Genomic DNA, 14,162 nt, shown 5'->3' with positions numbered 1-14,162 from the left:
AGCCTACCTGGCGCCAGGCCGGGCCAAGCACGGCCAGCCACACGCTGCCGGACGCCGCAAGCTGACAGGCAAACCGCTGATGGCCGCAATGGCCAAAAAGATCCGGAAGGCCGGCCGGTCGTCGCGCTACAGGCTACGAAAGCAGGTCGTCGAACCCGTCTTCGGTCAAATCAAGCACGCCAGAGGCTTACGGCAGTTCCTCCTCAGGGGACTGCAGAACGTCAGAGCAGAATGGAGCCTGATATGCACCGCCCACAACCTCTGCAAACTGGCCAAGGCCGCAACATGAGCCAGAACATCCACCTAAACCCAATGCACAGATACAACAAAGATCAGATTATCCAGACAGGCTCCTAGCGCAGCGGCATTGGTGCGCATCGTGTTCTGTCACAATAAGCGGCTGCGGATCGGGAGGGTCGAAGACCTGCCGGATCGTCGTACCGGTCGATACATCCTGCTCCAAGGCGGTGCCGCATCCGCAACAGCTTCCGGGACGGTGATCAACCACACTCTGAGGGTGGGCCACCTGTTTCATCGTCTCGCCCTTGTAGTCCTTCTGGCCGTCGGGATTATTCCCCAAGGCTTCGCGGAGGCTTCGCACCCGTGGCGGCTTCTTCAATCCATCGCTCGAGGGTGGTTTGGAACTGTTGGTGCTGTTCAGTCCCAGGCGGCGTTCAAGTTCCTCCACCTTCCACCTCAGGGCCATGTTCTCGTCAGCCATAGCCTCCATCTCGACCCGCTGTGACTGCATCTGCGCCGCCTGTGCGTCAAGGCGCGCTGTGAGTGCATCTGCATGAGCCGCCTGGGAGGCGATGATGGTAAGGAACTCTTCCTCTCTCAACCGATCTGCTATTTCGGCCCGACTCATCCAAAACTTGAGCGGCCAACCCCCGGGGAAGGCAAGCCAAATTGCTCAAGCCGCCATCCCGGTCACCTCAGGGGATACCTGGGCAGTTACCTTGCTTCAAACATTCGATGGATGGGTGATCTACGCCGGTCCGGGTAGGGGGCAGGCGTGATCGGCCGGATCTCATCCAGGTTCCTCGTCTTGGTAGTTCTCTCTCCCAAGATCCTGGGTGCCGTGTATTATGGGTTCATCGCGCAGTGGCGGCAACTCGGCAGTTCGCCGATGACCAGGGCAATCACTTGAATGGACGGACAGCGGCGCTATCCCATTGCATATGACTTTACCCGGCTGGCGAGCCGGATTTTCAGCCGGACTCCAAACGGAATTGACCGGGTGGACATGGCATACGCCCAGTATTTCCTTGGTGGTGGAAGCGGGGATGATTCCGGTCTGCTTTACCTTGGGCCGTTCGGAATGCGGTTGGTTCAGCGGGACAGGGCTAACAATGCGCTTCGAGGGATAGAATCGCACTACGGCGAGTCAGCGGGAAGGATCGATGCATGCCTGCTCGCAGCCGTGGCAGACTGGACAGCAGGCCAGAATAGCAACGTGCGGGCGGGCGAAGGCTTCGGCAGTCGCCAGCAACGCCGCAGGTGCTCGAGCGTTGCGAAATTCACTTTCCGAACGCTCGCGGCGGCGGGTTCCCAGGCGGTTGTGGCACTGCCCGAAAGGGCGCGCTATCTGTGTGTCAGCCAGTTTCCGCTTTCGGAGAGGGGCGCCTATGATTGGTTGCGGAAGCGGACAGACGTCAAGGCTGTGTTCTTCATTCACGACCTTCTGCCACTGCAATATCCTGAATATTTCCGGTCCCGGGAGCCAGCGCGACACAGGAGGAGGCTGGAACAGCTTGCGACTGTGGGTTCGGCAGCGCTCGTTTCGAGCCGCGCGGTGGCCGATGTGCTGCGCGAGGAAATGAACCGTCTCGGCAGGCATGGCTTTCCGATCTACATTGCCCCGATGCCGCTCGCAGAAAGCTTCGTTCCCGGTCCGGCGTCAAGTCACATTACGCGCGCGGCGCCTTACTTCATCCTGTGCAGCACCATCGAGCCCCGTAAGAACCACCTTACCATTCTCCATGTCTGGCGCGAGATGAGCGCGGTGCTGGGGCCCCTCACGCCAAAATTGATACTGGTTGGCGCGCGCGGTTGGGAAAACGAGAACGTTGTCGACCTTCTCGACCGCAGCCCCGCCATCCGGGAGCATGTGCTGGAACTCAGCGACGTGGCGACGCCCACACTGGTCGAACTAATTCGCGGGGCGAGGGCGCTGCTCATGCCATCGTTTGCAGAAGGATATGGCCTTCCGGTCGCGGAGGCGCGGGCGCTCGGGGTGCCTGTCATTGCATCCGACATTCCTGTTTTTCATGAGGTGACTGGCGGAGACTTCACAGCCGTTCCTCCGACGGATGGGCCAGGATGGCTCAGCGCGGTCATGAGCGCGCAGATTGCCTCCCCGGCCCTTCGACCGCCAAACCTACCAGCGCGTCAGTTGGATTTCTCGTCCCTCAGAGAGTTCCTTCAGTCACTCTAGCGTTTCTGCCCAGCAGATGAGGCGCTCTTGCCCGGCACCGGCATTGGAGCTGCAATCCACCGATTTTCAAATTTTTACATTGATTGTAATTCTTTTGTCAGGCATCCGGTTTTGACGATATAGGATGAAACCATGGGGGACACGCGAAACGCGGAGCCCGGTGGAAGGGTGAAACGTGCTGTCTAGCTTTCGCAAGTTTCGGATTGGGCTGTCCCTTCTCCTCGTCATCCCGGCACTGGGAGGCTGCACTATCTCGCGGGACGGTCCGCAGGAGAAGCTCATTTCGGAGGCTTCGGCGGATCTCTCCGGGTTTACGCTCATCGACATGACAGCCGCGCGTGTTTCAAACTACCGGATTTCCAGGCCAGCAGATTCTGCGGGAACGGTCGCCGTGCCGTCTGCTCCGCCGATCTCTCTCTCCTCCGGAGACGTGCTGAAGGTACGTATTTCGGAGGCCAAGGAAGGAGGGATCTTTGCTCCGTTGGCTCTGGGGGGCACCGTGTTCGACAATCTGCGCGTCGACCACAAGGGGACGATTTCGCTCCCGCATGCGGGCCGCCTGAAGGTGGCAGGGCTGGACCCGCCGCGGGTCGAGGACCGTATCCGCGCCGCCCTCGAGGGCGTCGCCTTCGAACCGCAGGTTCAGGTCGAGATCACGGCGGACCGGGGCTCCAGCGTGCTCGTCAGCGGCGAGGTTCACAATGCGGGGCGGTTCTCGTTGATCGAAAGCCCGCTGACGCTGGTGGACGCCATCGCACGCGCAGGTGGGGCGACGAAGCCGCGGCATCAGATCGACGTCGTCATCCGCCGCGGCAAGTCTGTCCGCCGGGTTCCGCTGGACACGGTACTGAATGGCCGAAACCAGCAATTGCGTGCAGGCGACGAGGTGACGCTCGAAGCTAATGGGAAGGTGTTCAATGCGCTCGGCGCCGTCAAGAGGACGGGGCAGATCGAATTTCCCAAGGCCAATCCCTCGCTGATGGACGCGCTGGCGCAGGCTGGCGGGCTGGATGACGGGCGATCGAGCGCGACGGGCGTCTTTGTGTTCCGTCTGCGCGAACCCAAGGCCTGGCTCGATGCGAACAACAGCTGGCAGCAGGGTGCCGTGATTTTCCGCTTCGACATGTCGAAGCCGGAGACGATGTTCATAGCACAGGCTTTTGCCATCCGCAGCGATGACACCGTTTACGTGACCAATGCGCCGAGCTTGGAGTGGGTTCGAACGCTGCAGCCGATCGCCATGACGCTGGCGACCGTCAGCAGCACCTTTGCCACGCAGAGCGCGCTGCAGAATCAACTGCTCTCGACGGACTAGCGATCAGCCCCACGGGCGCCGCGTGTAGCATATGCGCGTATCGAAGAGTATCGTATATTCACTATAAAGTCTTGCTCTATAATGTAGCTGGCGTATGGTTGGATTGCGGTACTCGATAAGGTTTGGAGGTTTCGAAGTGGTTTATCCCGTCTTGCTCTGTGGTGGCACAGGCACGCGGCTGTGGCCGCTTTCCCGGCAAAGCTTTCCCAAGCAGTTCGTGAAGCTCGTCGGCGAGGAGAGCCTGTTCCAGGCGTCCGCGCGGCGTCTATCAGGGCCCGGCTTCGAGTGTCCCCTGGTCATAACTTCGGACGGTTTCCGTTTTATCGTGACGGATCAGCTGGCGGATGCCGGAATGGTTGCGGCGGCGACACTCATAGAGCCCGATCCGCGCAACACCGCGCCAGCGGTGCTTTGCGCCGCGCTTTGGCTCCGGGAGAAGGACCCAGACGCGCTGATGCTGGTGGCACCGTCTGATCACGTGCTGCCGGATGGGCCGGGTTTCCGGTCAGCTGTGGAAGCCGCTCTGTCAGCGGCGCTGTCCGGGCAGATCGTGACCTTCGGCATCGCGCCGACCCGGGCGGAAACGGGTTATGGCTATTTGGAGTTCTCGTCTGCCGCCTGCCGCACTTCGGGCAGCCCTCGCCCCTTGCGCCGCTTCGTCGAAAAGCCAGATGCCGCGGAGGCTGAGCGCATGCTCGCCTCCGGCAACTATCTCTGGAATGCCGGCATCTTCCTATGCTCCGCGCAAACCGTGATCGCCGCCTTCGAGGTCCATGCGCCGGAGATGATTGGCCCGGTCGAGGCCTCGCTCCGGGAGGCGAGCATGGACAAGCTGTTCACCCGCCTCGCGCTTGCACCGTGGAGGGATATCCGCAGCATTTCCATCGACTATGCAATCATGGAGAAGGCGGCCAATATCGCCGTGATGCCCTATGGCGGCAGCTGGTCCGACCTTGGAAGCTGGGACGCCGTCTGGCAGGGGTCACAGGCGGATGCGGAGGGCAACGTGCTGTCCGAGCGCGCGCTGGCGATCGATTGTCGACAGTCGATGCTGCGCTCGGAGACGGAGGGTCTGGAGGTGGTGGGCATCGGCCTCGAAAACATCGTAGCCATTGCAACGCCGGATGCCGTGCTGATCGCCCGCAGGGGTGAGGGCCAGCGCGTGAAGGAGGTGGTCGAAATTCTTAAGGCGCGCTCGGCTAAGCAGGCAACGTCCTTCAACCGCGATTACCGGCCCTGGGGTTGGTTCGAGAGCCTGGCACTTGGCCTACGTTTCCAGGTGAAGCGGATCGTGGTGAAGCCCGGTGCTGCCCTGTCATTGCAGTCGCATCACCATCGGGCCGAGCACTGGATCGTTGTGCAGGGTACCGCCAAGGTGACGGTGGACAATGAAATCCGCCTCCTGGCAGAAAACGAGTCGACCTACATCCGTCTCGGCGCCGTCCACAGGCTGGAAAACCCCGGCAAGGTTCCCATGATCCTGATCGAGGTCCAGACGGGCAGCTATCTCGGGGAGGACGACATCGTCCGCTACGAGGATATCTATGCCCGCGCCTGAGCGGGGTGGCGGCGCAAGGCTGGAGACACTTGCCGAAGCCTCCGGCGTGCGTTTCGGGACGAGTGGCGTGCGTAGACATGTGGCGGACCTGACTAATGGGGTCTGCAGGGCCTGCACAAAATCGTTCCTACGCCTCTTGGAGGGGGCGACATCGCAGGTGCTGATCGGCCGTGACCTTCGACCTAGCATCCCGGGGATTGTCAGGGTCTGCGCAGGTGAGGCCATGCGGCACGGACTGACGCCGGTGAATGAGGGTATCTTGCTGACCCCTGCCTTGCCCCTCGCCGCGCAGTCGCGGGGCGTTCCGGCCATCATGATCACGGGCAGCCACATCTCCTTCGACCGCAAGGGGATCACTGGGTGGAGACCGAGGTGGTGCGGGTCATTTCCTCAACCTCCGCCCGGCCAAAAGTCGGCCGCCCCTCAGCATGCCGATCTTCGCGTAGAGCGACTCGTTTGCCATGGTGATCTCGCCCACCTTGGCCTTGAGGCGCTCGATCTCCTCGTCCCGGGCGTCCCGTTCTCGCTCCTTCAGGGCACTTTCCGCCGCCAAGAGCGCTTGGTCGCACTATTCCGACAACCGGTGCACCGATACGTTCGTTTCCCGGGACACCTGCTCCAGGGATTCGCCCCGCAGCAAGCGCTGCCCGAGAGCCAGCCACCTTTTTGCCGAAAACAGCGGCGTCGGCCTGGCCACGGGGTCGCCATTGCCAGCGCTCTGGGTGCGCGCTGGCGCCGCCGCGGCCTCCGTCAAGCCCGGTTCCACCCCGTTTTTTCCGTGCATGCTCTACCTCCGGCTTTGCGTTCGGTAGCGCAGCAAAATGTCTAAGGAAACCGCGCCCCGGCCTACGCTCATTCGGCGACCATTGACCGCTCCACGAGCAGAAGATAATGCCCCAAAGTAATGCACCCCGTAAGAAACCGTGTGAGGATTGACATTGCGACTTCTTATAACAGGCGCGAGCGGAGTTGTTGGACGGGCTCTTGTTGCAAAGGCCGCCCTCGACCCACAAATCGATATCGTGGCACTATCTGGTCGAGATGACGGCGACTTAGAGCAGTCTCAGGAAGCCAGGGCAATTGTGAGATTTGTAAAGCCCAACGCCATAGTTCACTTAGCTGCCGCTGTTCACGGACTTGGGGGCAATCTGAAATTCCCCGCAGATGTGTATAGGAGGAATATACTAGTCAATACACACGTTATAGATGCCTGTCGCGAATTCAACGTAAATAAAGTCGTGGCGATGGGAACAACCGCGATCTACTCCGACAAAGTGACTATTCCGTTCTCGGAAACAGACTGCTTGCTAGGGGAACCACATAGCTCAGAATACGCCTATGCAACAGCTAAAAGAGCGATGTTGGTTCAGCTTAGAAGCTACGGCGAGCAATATGGTTTGAAGTACGCCTATGCGATAGCGACAAATATGTATGGCCCGTACGACCGGTTCGATGAAGAAAACGGTCATGTCGTTCCGTCGCTAATTTCCAAATTTCAATTCGCGCAAACATCCTGCGACGACGTTACGATATGGGGTGATGGATCTCCCACGAGGGACTTCCTTTACTCTGATGACGCCGCAGAAGGACTGCTTCTAATGCTGAAACTTGGTGAAGGTACATTTAACCTGGCCACCGGTATTTCACGCAGTATAAAAGATTTAGTCGAAGTCCTCAAGCGCCACTACCCGGGCGTAGAGGTGAAGTGGGACGTAAACAAACCAAGGGGGCAGCTTGAGAGGTCATACTCTATCGAGCGGCTGACGAGCCTTGGGTACTCACCTCAGTATACGTTCGAAGACGGAATCGCAAAAACTATTGAGTGGTATCGGAAGAATTTCTTCCCGGCCAACTTACATACATGACTTCATCAGTAGAACAGAAAAATTGTCAAGTTTGAGGACGAAGGAAGAGAATATGAAGAGACTCGCAATCGTAAGCAGTTATAACGAGAAATGCGGAAACGCTTCATATACTCATGTTTTAAAAGAAGCCCTGAAGGAGCATTGCACCGTCGACATTCTCTCACTCGATCTATTCGTATTGCAGAAGACGTCTCCGAAAGCGCGCGCATTGGGAAATGCTCATATAGCTGACCTAGCAAAAAAGCTTAAGGAATATGATTATGTTAATATACAATTCGAAGCTGGGCTGTTCGGTTCAATTGTTAGTGACATTTGGAAGCGAACATCCATTCTGATCAAAGCGGCGCCAAATCTTGTCTTCACAATGCATAGGATCGACATTCCTTCACGAACGTTGGCGAGCCGCTACTGGGCATCGATACGAAGAGCCAGGTTTCTTGAACTACATGAGGATACGAGAACATTTCAGTTCGAGCACCTGTACCCAGAATTGATAAGATTGTGCAAAACTGAGTCTCAGAAGAAGCCTGTTCACATCTGCGTTCATACTAAGCGTGAACGGAGAATTGTCACCGAGTATTTTGATTTTGCTAACTGCCTAGATCATCCATTGGTGTACCTTAAAGAGCGAGAGCGGGAGCAGTCTTGGGCCATCAATAACAAAAATGGATTTCGAGAGAAGTATGGGCTTTCTGAAACCAGTAAAACAATTGGCCTCTTTGGATATTTGTCTGCTTACAAGGGAGTTGAAACTGCCATAAAGGCGTTGGCTCACCTGCCAAAAGATTATACGCTCGTACTCTTCGGCAGTCAGCACCCACAGTCCGTAAAGCCAAACGTTCAAATCGATCAGTATCTTGAGCGCCTGTTGGACACGACAGATGAAGTAGCCGACAAGAAAGCAAATCAAATTCTCAGGAGATTGAAGCGTTTGCCGAAGGCAAGCGTAGGACTTGAGTCAGAAGTTATAAAGACCGCAATAGAGTATTCGATCGATGACAGAGTTCGCTTTATCGGTAACGTACCTGATCCAGAGTTCATAGAGGCACTTAGGCTTTGTGATGCAGTTGTTTTGCCGTATCTTGAAGTAGGGCAGAGCATGTCCGGGGTCGTCGCTCTGGCGACCGAATGCGGCTCAAATCTCTATTGCTCGAATAACTCCTCATTCGCGGAGGTCAGGAAGTACTACGGCGACGTCTTCCATTCTTTCGATATCGGAAACTACAGAGAGCTGGCTCAAAAAGTTCAACAGCCGGGAAGCGACTTTAGAGAAAAACGTGATGCTGTTTATCAGAAGTATAATATTTCACGCTACAGCCAGATGTTGATGGAAATCTTCCGCAAACGTGAAATGCAAAACGCCTAAAATGGTGACTGTAATCGCGCGGTCCAAATAGGGAAATTGTATGAAGCCTCTCACTGCATTTATTACGGGGATAACTGGGCAAGACGGAGCTTTATTGTCCGAGTATCTGCTATCGCGAGGCTATGTGGTTCACGGACTGATAAGAAGGAGTTCTGCTCCGAACTCTCATCGTTTTGGAGCCGCCATGACGCAGGCTATTGCGGAAAAGAGATGCTGCCTTCATTACGGGGATATGACGGATTTCGTTTCCCTAATACGGATAGTTGAAGCTGTGCAGCCCGACGAAGTTTACAATCTAGCAGCTCAGAGCCACGTTGCAGTTTCTTTTGAGACACCTGAATACACGGCAAGCGCCGATGGCATCGGCGCGCTAAGGCTCCTGGAAGCAATCAGGCTTGGAGGGCTACAAGATAAAACTAGATTTTATCAGGCCTCTACATCCGAGCTTTATGGCAAAGTGCAGCAGACGCCCCAGACTGAATCGACGCCTTTCTATCCTCGTAGTCCCTACGGGGTTGCTAAGTTGTATGCTTATTGGACAACAGTTAACTACCGCGAAGCCTATGGCATGCACGCCTCAAACGGAATATTGTTTAATCACGAAGGCGAACTAAGGGGCGAGCTATTCGTTACTCGAAAAATTGCAAAGGGTGTCGCCAAGATATCGCTTGGGGTCGAAACAGTGATAAGCCTCGGAAATCTAGACGCTCGGCGAGACTGGGGTGACGCTGCCGATTTTGTAAAGGGCATGCACTTAATTCTGCAGCAGCAGAAGGCCGATGACTACGTTCTTTCAACGGGGGAGATGCATTCGGTTAGAGAATTTGTAGAGATTGCGTTCGCCTGCATCGGGATTCAGTTGGCATGGCGTGGAAGCGGCGTGGAAGAAGTAGGCTTTGACGTTTCCACTGGTACCAAATTAGTCGACGTAGATCGTGCTTTTTTTCGTCCCGCTGAAGTTGATTTGCTCCTTGGGAATCCGGAGAAAGCGAGAAAAGTTTTGGGCTGGCGGTCCGAGAAGAGCTTCCAAAAGCTTGTATCTGATATGGTCATGAAAGATATTGCAAGACAGGAGCGGATCATTTCCAAAGGGGTCAGTTTGGAAGACTTTCTCTGACTTTGAGTTAGGTTTGCAGTTTTTCTTTCTTGGTGGGGTCTGAAGTTAGGAATAGGTATGAATATTCTGTCGGCATGGGTGAGCAAAGTGGTTAGCCTCACGACAAGTAAGGGTTCAGCGGATCTGACTCTAAGGCCGGATGGAAATTTGATTGTTGCGGAAAGGCTGAATCAGACCAATAGCTTCGGAGTGGCGTACCGTCTTCGCTCGGCATGGTACTGGGTGCTGTTTATGGTAGTAGTTATCGCTCCGACCGTCATTATGGCAATTTATACAGTTGGGATAAAATCTCCGGAGTATACTTCTGAATTCCGGGTGATTGTAAGGTCGCCAAACACAAGTGGAAACGCCGGATTTGCCGCGGTGCTCGGGCTTTCGGGTTCCTCCGCTACGAGCGCTGATTCGCAGGCGGTTGTGCAGTATCTCCAGAGTAGAGAAGCTATCGATGATTTAGAAGATCGCATACGTATACGTAAGCGATTTAGCGATATGAAAATTGATGTATTTAGTCGCGCCAATACCGACGACACAATAGAATCATTCGTCCGGTATTGGAATAGAATCAGTGAAATCTGGTACGAGTCGACGACAGGGACGGTTATTGCGCGGTTTTCCGCATTTTCTCCGGCAGACGCTATTACAATTGCTAAGGAGAGCCTTAAGCTTTCGGAAGAACTCATAAACAGGATGTCTGAACGCGCCAGATCTGATGTGGTTGAGGCCTCACAGCGGGAAGTTGTGGCTGCAGAAGCGCGTCTACTTGATGTGAATAATAGGTTGAGACAACTACGAGAAGCTGAAAGCACATTTGACCCCAAGCTTACAGTTGAAGCTGATTTAACCCTTATGGCGTCATTGGAGCAACAAATTGCCCAGTTGAATGCGCGACTTAGTGTTCAGCTAGGAAGTCTCCAAGCGAATGCGCCTAGTGTGAAAGACATCAGACAGCAGATTGATGGGCTTGAGCAAGAGTTGAAGAAGATACGTATAAATATGACCTCGATAGAGGGGAGCGGCTCACTTTTCCAACTCATGGCCGATTTCGACCAATTGTATAGCGAAAAGTCGTTTGCCGAAAAGGCCTATCAAAGTGCCCTTGCATCGCTGGAAGCAGCTCGCGTCGAGGCGGCACGAAAGCAGCTCTATTTGGCGACAATTGTCAGGCCCGAAGTTGCACAAGAGGCTAGCTCTCCTCAACCCTTAAAGGAGCTGAGTCTAGTGTTTGTTGTATGTTTCTTTGTCTGGGCCGCCTTGACGTTCACTCTTCGGTCAATTCTTGAACACATCTAATTTGAAGTGTGAATTTGGAGGGAATTAAATGCAATTGATCAACGATCGGCGCCTGCAAATTCTTTCATCCCTTAACATATTGGGCGCTGGATTGGAGGTAGCCCCGTATTTCAATCCTGTCCTACTGAAAGATGAGTGTAGTGTAAAGTACGTGGATTACGTCTCAACGGATGAGCTTCGAAAGAAGGCGGCCATGAATCCAGGGGCAAATGGCAGAGAAGTCATGGAAGTTGACTACGTATGGACTCCCGGTCGGCTACTATCCAGCTGCATTGGGAGTGACGTTTCTTTCAATTATGCGGTAGCATCACATGTAGTTGAGCACGTGCCCAATGTAATTGGGTGGCTTAATGAGATTATGGAGGTCATGCGGGTAGGTGGCACGTTAGCTCTCTGCGTTCCTGACAAGCGGTTTTCCTGCGATTTCTATAGGCGTGAAACGGAAATGTCGGATCTGATAGGGGCATGGATTGAGCGGAGAAGCATCCCATCACCCAGTCAGGTCTATGATTTCACGAGCCGTGGAATTTATTATGAAGGAAACTCCTCAGTTTTGTCACTTCCGTTTAATCAGGCTCGTCGGGCATACACCGACGAGCAAGCTCTTTCCTATGCTTTGTGGACTCACACAGAAAATCAGTACCTTGATGTTCATTGTACAGTGTGGACCCCAGACGGATTTCTTGCGTCTTTGAGGGAGCTCAATGAACTTGGGATTCTCAACATTAAACTGAGCGACCCGATTGTAGAGCCTGAAAGAGCTGAGTTTATCATCCATCTCACGAAACTTGGCGAGCCAAAGATGACTCTTCCTCAATCCAGTAAATAGGCGAGTCGGGTTCGCAAATGTCGGCGGCAGACTTCCACTATTAAGCGCAAGGCATGATGCGAGAGATGCAGTCACAGTCATCCAAGTCTAATCCGGAGACGTCTTTATGGTCTGACCAGCTGGCTGTTGTTCAGCAGCTAGTGGCTGAGGGTGACCTACAGGCTGCGACAACTAGGCTTGCAGAATTACTGGGTTTACACTTCGAGCAAGAGCAGGTTCTTCAGTATGCATCTTGGTTCTATGGTGTTAATGGGATGCAGTCAGACGCAAAGAGAATCTACGAGGAGCTATCTTTGCGTGGACTTCTAGCTCCCCCACAGTGGAGTCAATATGCGGCCATTCTTTCGCAATCTGGTGACTTAGAGGGGGCATCTCGTGCGGCCAAGCTGGCGCTTGAGGGTGATCCAGCCGAACGCTTCTTTCTTATTCAGTACGCGCGTCTGCTCATTGAACGAGGTCGGGTAGATGAAGCGGGCGAAATACTTGTGGATGGCCTGGAGAAGCATGGCAGAACAGCAGATGTTTTAAAGCTACTCAGTGAGCTTCTTCTCCAACTGGGTGATCGTCGGGATGCGCTGAGCTTTGCTCAAAAAGCATACATACTGGATGAGCGAGACTTAGGTCTCGCATTGCATTACGCAAATCTGTTGTTGCGCGAAGAGCGACTTGTGGATTGTGTAAACCTATTGGATCGTTCTCTGCTTTTAGGAGTTCGACATGAACTTATTTTTATCTTAATTAGCACTGCATTAGCTCGGATCGGGGATTTTGAGAAGGCCCTGCAATATATCAATCGCGGACTTGAGGCGGAGGGAAGAATTGCCTCCCTTTTGCTACAGAAGGGTGTTTATCTGGCCGCGTTGGCGAAATATGAAGAGTCTGCAGTTGTGCTTCGGGAGCTTGTCGAGAGATATCCAAATCAACCCGGTGGTAAAGAGGCTTATCTCGCTTCATTGAATATGTGTGGATCTGTCGATGTTGCTGCATCTGTAGCTGCGCTATTGGTTGCCGACAATCCCAGAGATATGGCGCGAGTGATACAGCTCAATAATCTTTTAGGCCGCCTCAAAGACTTTTCAGGAGAAAGCACCTTTAAGCGTTCTCTGGATATCGCTTTATCTAGGTCTGCTTCGGTACAGTCGATTAGAGGAACGCAGTTTAGTTCAATATTGATAATTCAGTTGAGGGTCCTGCGTGCACTATTCTATCGGGAGGCTAGGACCAGATTTAGTCATACGCGTTTCGGATATGCTTGGGTGGTGTTTGAGCCTCTTGCGCACATTGCTATCATGGTTATTCTGATCAACGCGTTTGCGTCAGGGAACCCGCCTTTAGGGACGAGTTTCGCGGTGTTTTATTTTACTGGGATAATTCCGTTTCATCTCTTTTCGCATACATCCAGCTATTTGTTGTCTGGCGTCTCTGGGAATAAACATTTGTTGTTATTGCCCAGAGTTACACAGGTGGATGTTTTGCTGGCGAGGGGATTAGTCGAGTTCGTCACAGAAGCTTGCGTAGCAATTCTTATATTTTGTGGATTTCTATTGGCGGGGCTATCCGTCTTCCCAATTGACCCCCTTGGCGTCGTTGCGGCTTTTTTCTTGGTATGGTTTTGCGGGTTAGGGATGGGCATGATCAACTCTTCACTTGCGCTTGTGTTTTCGGGTTGGGAGAAGATCTGGGGGGCGACCGTAGCGCTTCTGTATTTTGCTTCGGGGACCTTTTATATCCCTCGAGCTATGCCTCAGCCTGTTCGCGAGATCTTATCGTGGAACCCTGTGCTGCAGGGGATTGAAATGCTGAGGTTCAATTTTTTTCATGGAGTCAAGCCTCCGTGGCTCAGCGAGAGCTATTTGCTCTGTATAGGGATCATTCTGTTTGGTAGCGGGCTGACTCTTGTTCGGCTGACGCGTAAGAGGGTGTATTACGTGTGATAATTCTTAGGGGCGTCAAGAAGTCCTACCGAACGTCAAAAAATGGCCTTCATATAGTGCTAAACGATGTTTCGGCGGATTTTCCGACGGGCCACAATGTCGGCATCCTAGGCGCGAACGGAGCTGGGAAATCGACCTTGTTGCGCCTTCTGTCGGGGGTTGAACATCCCGACCGCGGAATGATATCAAGAGATTGTCTGGTTTCGTTCCCGTTGGGATTTGCGAGTGCGTTCCATCCGGATTTGACCGGACGTGAGAATGTGGCTTTCATTGCTAGATTGTATTCTGCTAATATAGCTAACATACTTGAGTACGTTTTCGACTTTGCTGATGTGGGAGAATATTTTGATATGCCAACGCGTACATATTCCTCAGGCATGCTTTCGAAGCTAGCTTTTGGTGTTTGTTTGGCAATTGATTTTGATGTCTATCTCGTTGATGAGATAACGGA

General features: G+C 53.9%; 14 protein-coding genes and 1 pseudogene. 12 read left to right on the top strand and 3 right to left on the bottom strand.

Translation table 11 applies throughout. The annotated features are described in order from the left end of the window. The coding region (locus tag ACILRA_RS10425) for a transposase (protein WP_395662033.1) at window positions 1-289 on the top strand (289 nt) is incomplete at its 5' end. A gap of 48 nt (window positions 290-337) precedes the next feature. Here ACILRA_RS10425 and ACILRA_RS10420 read toward each other — a convergent pair. After that, the gene (locus ACILRA_RS10420) at window positions 338-841 is read right to left on the bottom strand and encodes a DUF6444 domain-containing protein (RefSeq protein ID WP_395662032.1); all 504 of its coding nucleotides are present in this window, start codon (window positions 839-841) and stop codon (window positions 338-340) included. A 582-nt stretch (window positions 842-1,423) separates the two neighbouring features. On the opposite strand from ACILRA_RS10420, the gene ACILRA_RS10415 reads away from it, so the two are divergent. The 4 genes and pseudogenes from ACILRA_RS10415 to ACILRA_RS10400 all read left to right on the top strand — a co-directional run. Further along, entirely contained in the window at window positions 1,424-2,437 is a 1,014-nt protein-coding gene (locus ACILRA_RS10415) for a glycosyltransferase family 4 protein (RefSeq protein WP_395662031.1), read from the top strand. A 175-nt stretch (window positions 2,438-2,612) separates the two neighbouring features. Then, the gene (locus tag ACILRA_RS10410; RefSeq protein WP_395662030.1) at window positions 2,613-3,752 is read left to right on the top strand and encodes a polysaccharide biosynthesis/export family protein; all 1,140 of its coding nucleotides are present in this window, start codon (window positions 2,613-2,615) and stop codon (window positions 3,750-3,752) included. Window positions 3,753-3,888: 136 nt separating this feature from the next. Beyond that, on the top strand, window positions 3,889-5,310 hold the full coding sequence (locus ACILRA_RS10405; RefSeq protein ID WP_395662029.1) for a mannose-1-phosphate guanylyltransferase/mannose-6-phosphate isomerase: 1,422 nt from the start codon (window positions 3,889-3,891) through the stop codon (window positions 5,308-5,310). Beyond that, window positions 5,297-5,653: pseudogene (locus tag ACILRA_RS10400) on the top strand (hypothetical protein); the annotation flags it as partial. The gene ACILRA_RS10405 and the pseudogene ACILRA_RS10400, both read left to right, overlap by 14 nt. Before the next feature lie 39 nt (window positions 5,654-5,692). Here the strand turns inward: ACILRA_RS10400 and ACILRA_RS10395 are convergent. Then, the gene (locus ACILRA_RS10395; RefSeq protein WP_395662035.1) at window positions 5,693-5,863 is read right to left on the bottom strand and encodes a hypothetical protein; all 171 of its coding nucleotides are present in this window, start codon (window positions 5,861-5,863) and stop codon (window positions 5,693-5,695) included. Window positions 5,864-5,878: 15 nt separating this feature from the next. Further along, entirely contained in the window at window positions 5,879-6,094 is a 216-nt protein-coding gene (locus ACILRA_RS10390) for a hypothetical protein (protein WP_395662034.1), read from the bottom strand. Between the two features lie 154 nt (window positions 6,095-6,248). Between ACILRA_RS10390 and ACILRA_RS10385 the strand changes: the two genes are divergently transcribed. From ACILRA_RS10385 to ACILRA_RS10355, 7 genes are all read left to right on the top strand, one after another. Further along, window positions 6,249-7,175: an NAD-dependent epimerase/dehydratase family protein gene (locus tag ACILRA_RS10385; RefSeq protein ID WP_395662028.1), complete on the top strand. Its 927-nt coding sequence runs from the start codon at window positions 6,249-6,251 to the stop codon at window positions 7,173-7,175. 52 nt (window positions 7,176-7,227) lie between these two features. After that, complete coding sequence (locus ACILRA_RS10380; RefSeq protein ID WP_395662027.1) at window positions 7,228-8,541, top strand: hypothetical protein; 1,314 nt, start codon at window positions 7,228-7,230, stop codon at window positions 8,539-8,541. A gap of 40 nt (window positions 8,542-8,581) precedes the next feature. Beyond that, entirely contained in the window at window positions 8,582-9,658 is a 1,077-nt protein-coding gene (gene gmd, locus ACILRA_RS10375; RefSeq protein WP_395662026.1) for a GDP-mannose 4,6-dehydratase, read from the top strand. A gap of 57 nt (window positions 9,659-9,715) precedes the next feature. Further along, window positions 9,716-10,948 carry a hypothetical protein gene (locus tag ACILRA_RS10370; RefSeq protein WP_395662025.1) on the top strand — a complete coding sequence of 411 codons (1,233 nt, stop codon included), beginning with the start codon at window positions 9,716-9,718 and terminating at the stop codon, window positions 10,946-10,948. 28 nt (window positions 10,949-10,976) lie between these two features. Then, window positions 10,977-11,777, top strand: coding sequence for a hypothetical protein (locus tag ACILRA_RS10365; RefSeq protein ID WP_395662024.1), 801 nt, complete (start codon window positions 10,977-10,979; stop codon window positions 11,775-11,777). A gap of 65 nt (window positions 11,778-11,842) precedes the next feature. After that, on the top strand, window positions 11,843-13,711 hold the full coding sequence (locus ACILRA_RS10360; RefSeq protein ID WP_395662023.1) for a tetratricopeptide repeat protein: 1,869 nt from the start codon (window positions 11,843-11,845) through the stop codon (window positions 13,709-13,711). After that, the coding region (locus ACILRA_RS10355; RefSeq protein WP_395662022.1) for an ABC transporter ATP-binding protein at window positions 13,708-14,162 on the top strand (455 nt) is incomplete at its 3' end. The genes ACILRA_RS10360 and ACILRA_RS10355, both read left to right, overlap by 4 nt.

The sequence above is a fragment of the Aestuariivirga sp. genome, assembly GCF_044239095.1.
Classification (GTDB): Bacteria; Pseudomonadota; Alphaproteobacteria; order Rhizobiales; family Aestuariivirgaceae; genus Aestuariivirga.
This window is presented reverse-complemented; position numbering and strand designations above follow the sequence as displayed.

Bases quoted from the DNA above. Each gene is read 5' to 3' on its own strand.
- gmd (WP_395662026.1), top strand. From the start codon at position 8,582: ATGAAGCCTCTCACTGCATTTATTACGGGGATAACTGGGCAAGACGGA.
- ACILRA_RS10370 (WP_395662025.1), top strand. From the start codon at position 9,716: ATGAATATTCTGTCGGCATGGGTGAGCAAAGTGGTTAGCCTCACGACA.
- ACILRA_RS10360 (WP_395662023.1), top strand. From the start codon at position 11,843: ATGCAGTCACAGTCATCCAAGTCTAATCCGGAGACGTCTTTATGGTCT.
- ACILRA_RS10380 (WP_395662027.1), top strand. From the start codon at position 7,228: ATGAAGAGACTCGCAATCGTAAGCAGTTATAACGAGAAATGCGGAAAC.
- ACILRA_RS10390 (WP_395662034.1), bottom strand. From the start codon at position 6,094: ATGCACGGAAAAAACGGGGTGGAACCGGGCTTGACGGAGGCCGCGGCG.
- ACILRA_RS10365 (WP_395662024.1), top strand. From the start codon at position 10,977: ATGCAATTGATCAACGATCGGCGCCTGCAAATTCTTTCATCCCTTAAC.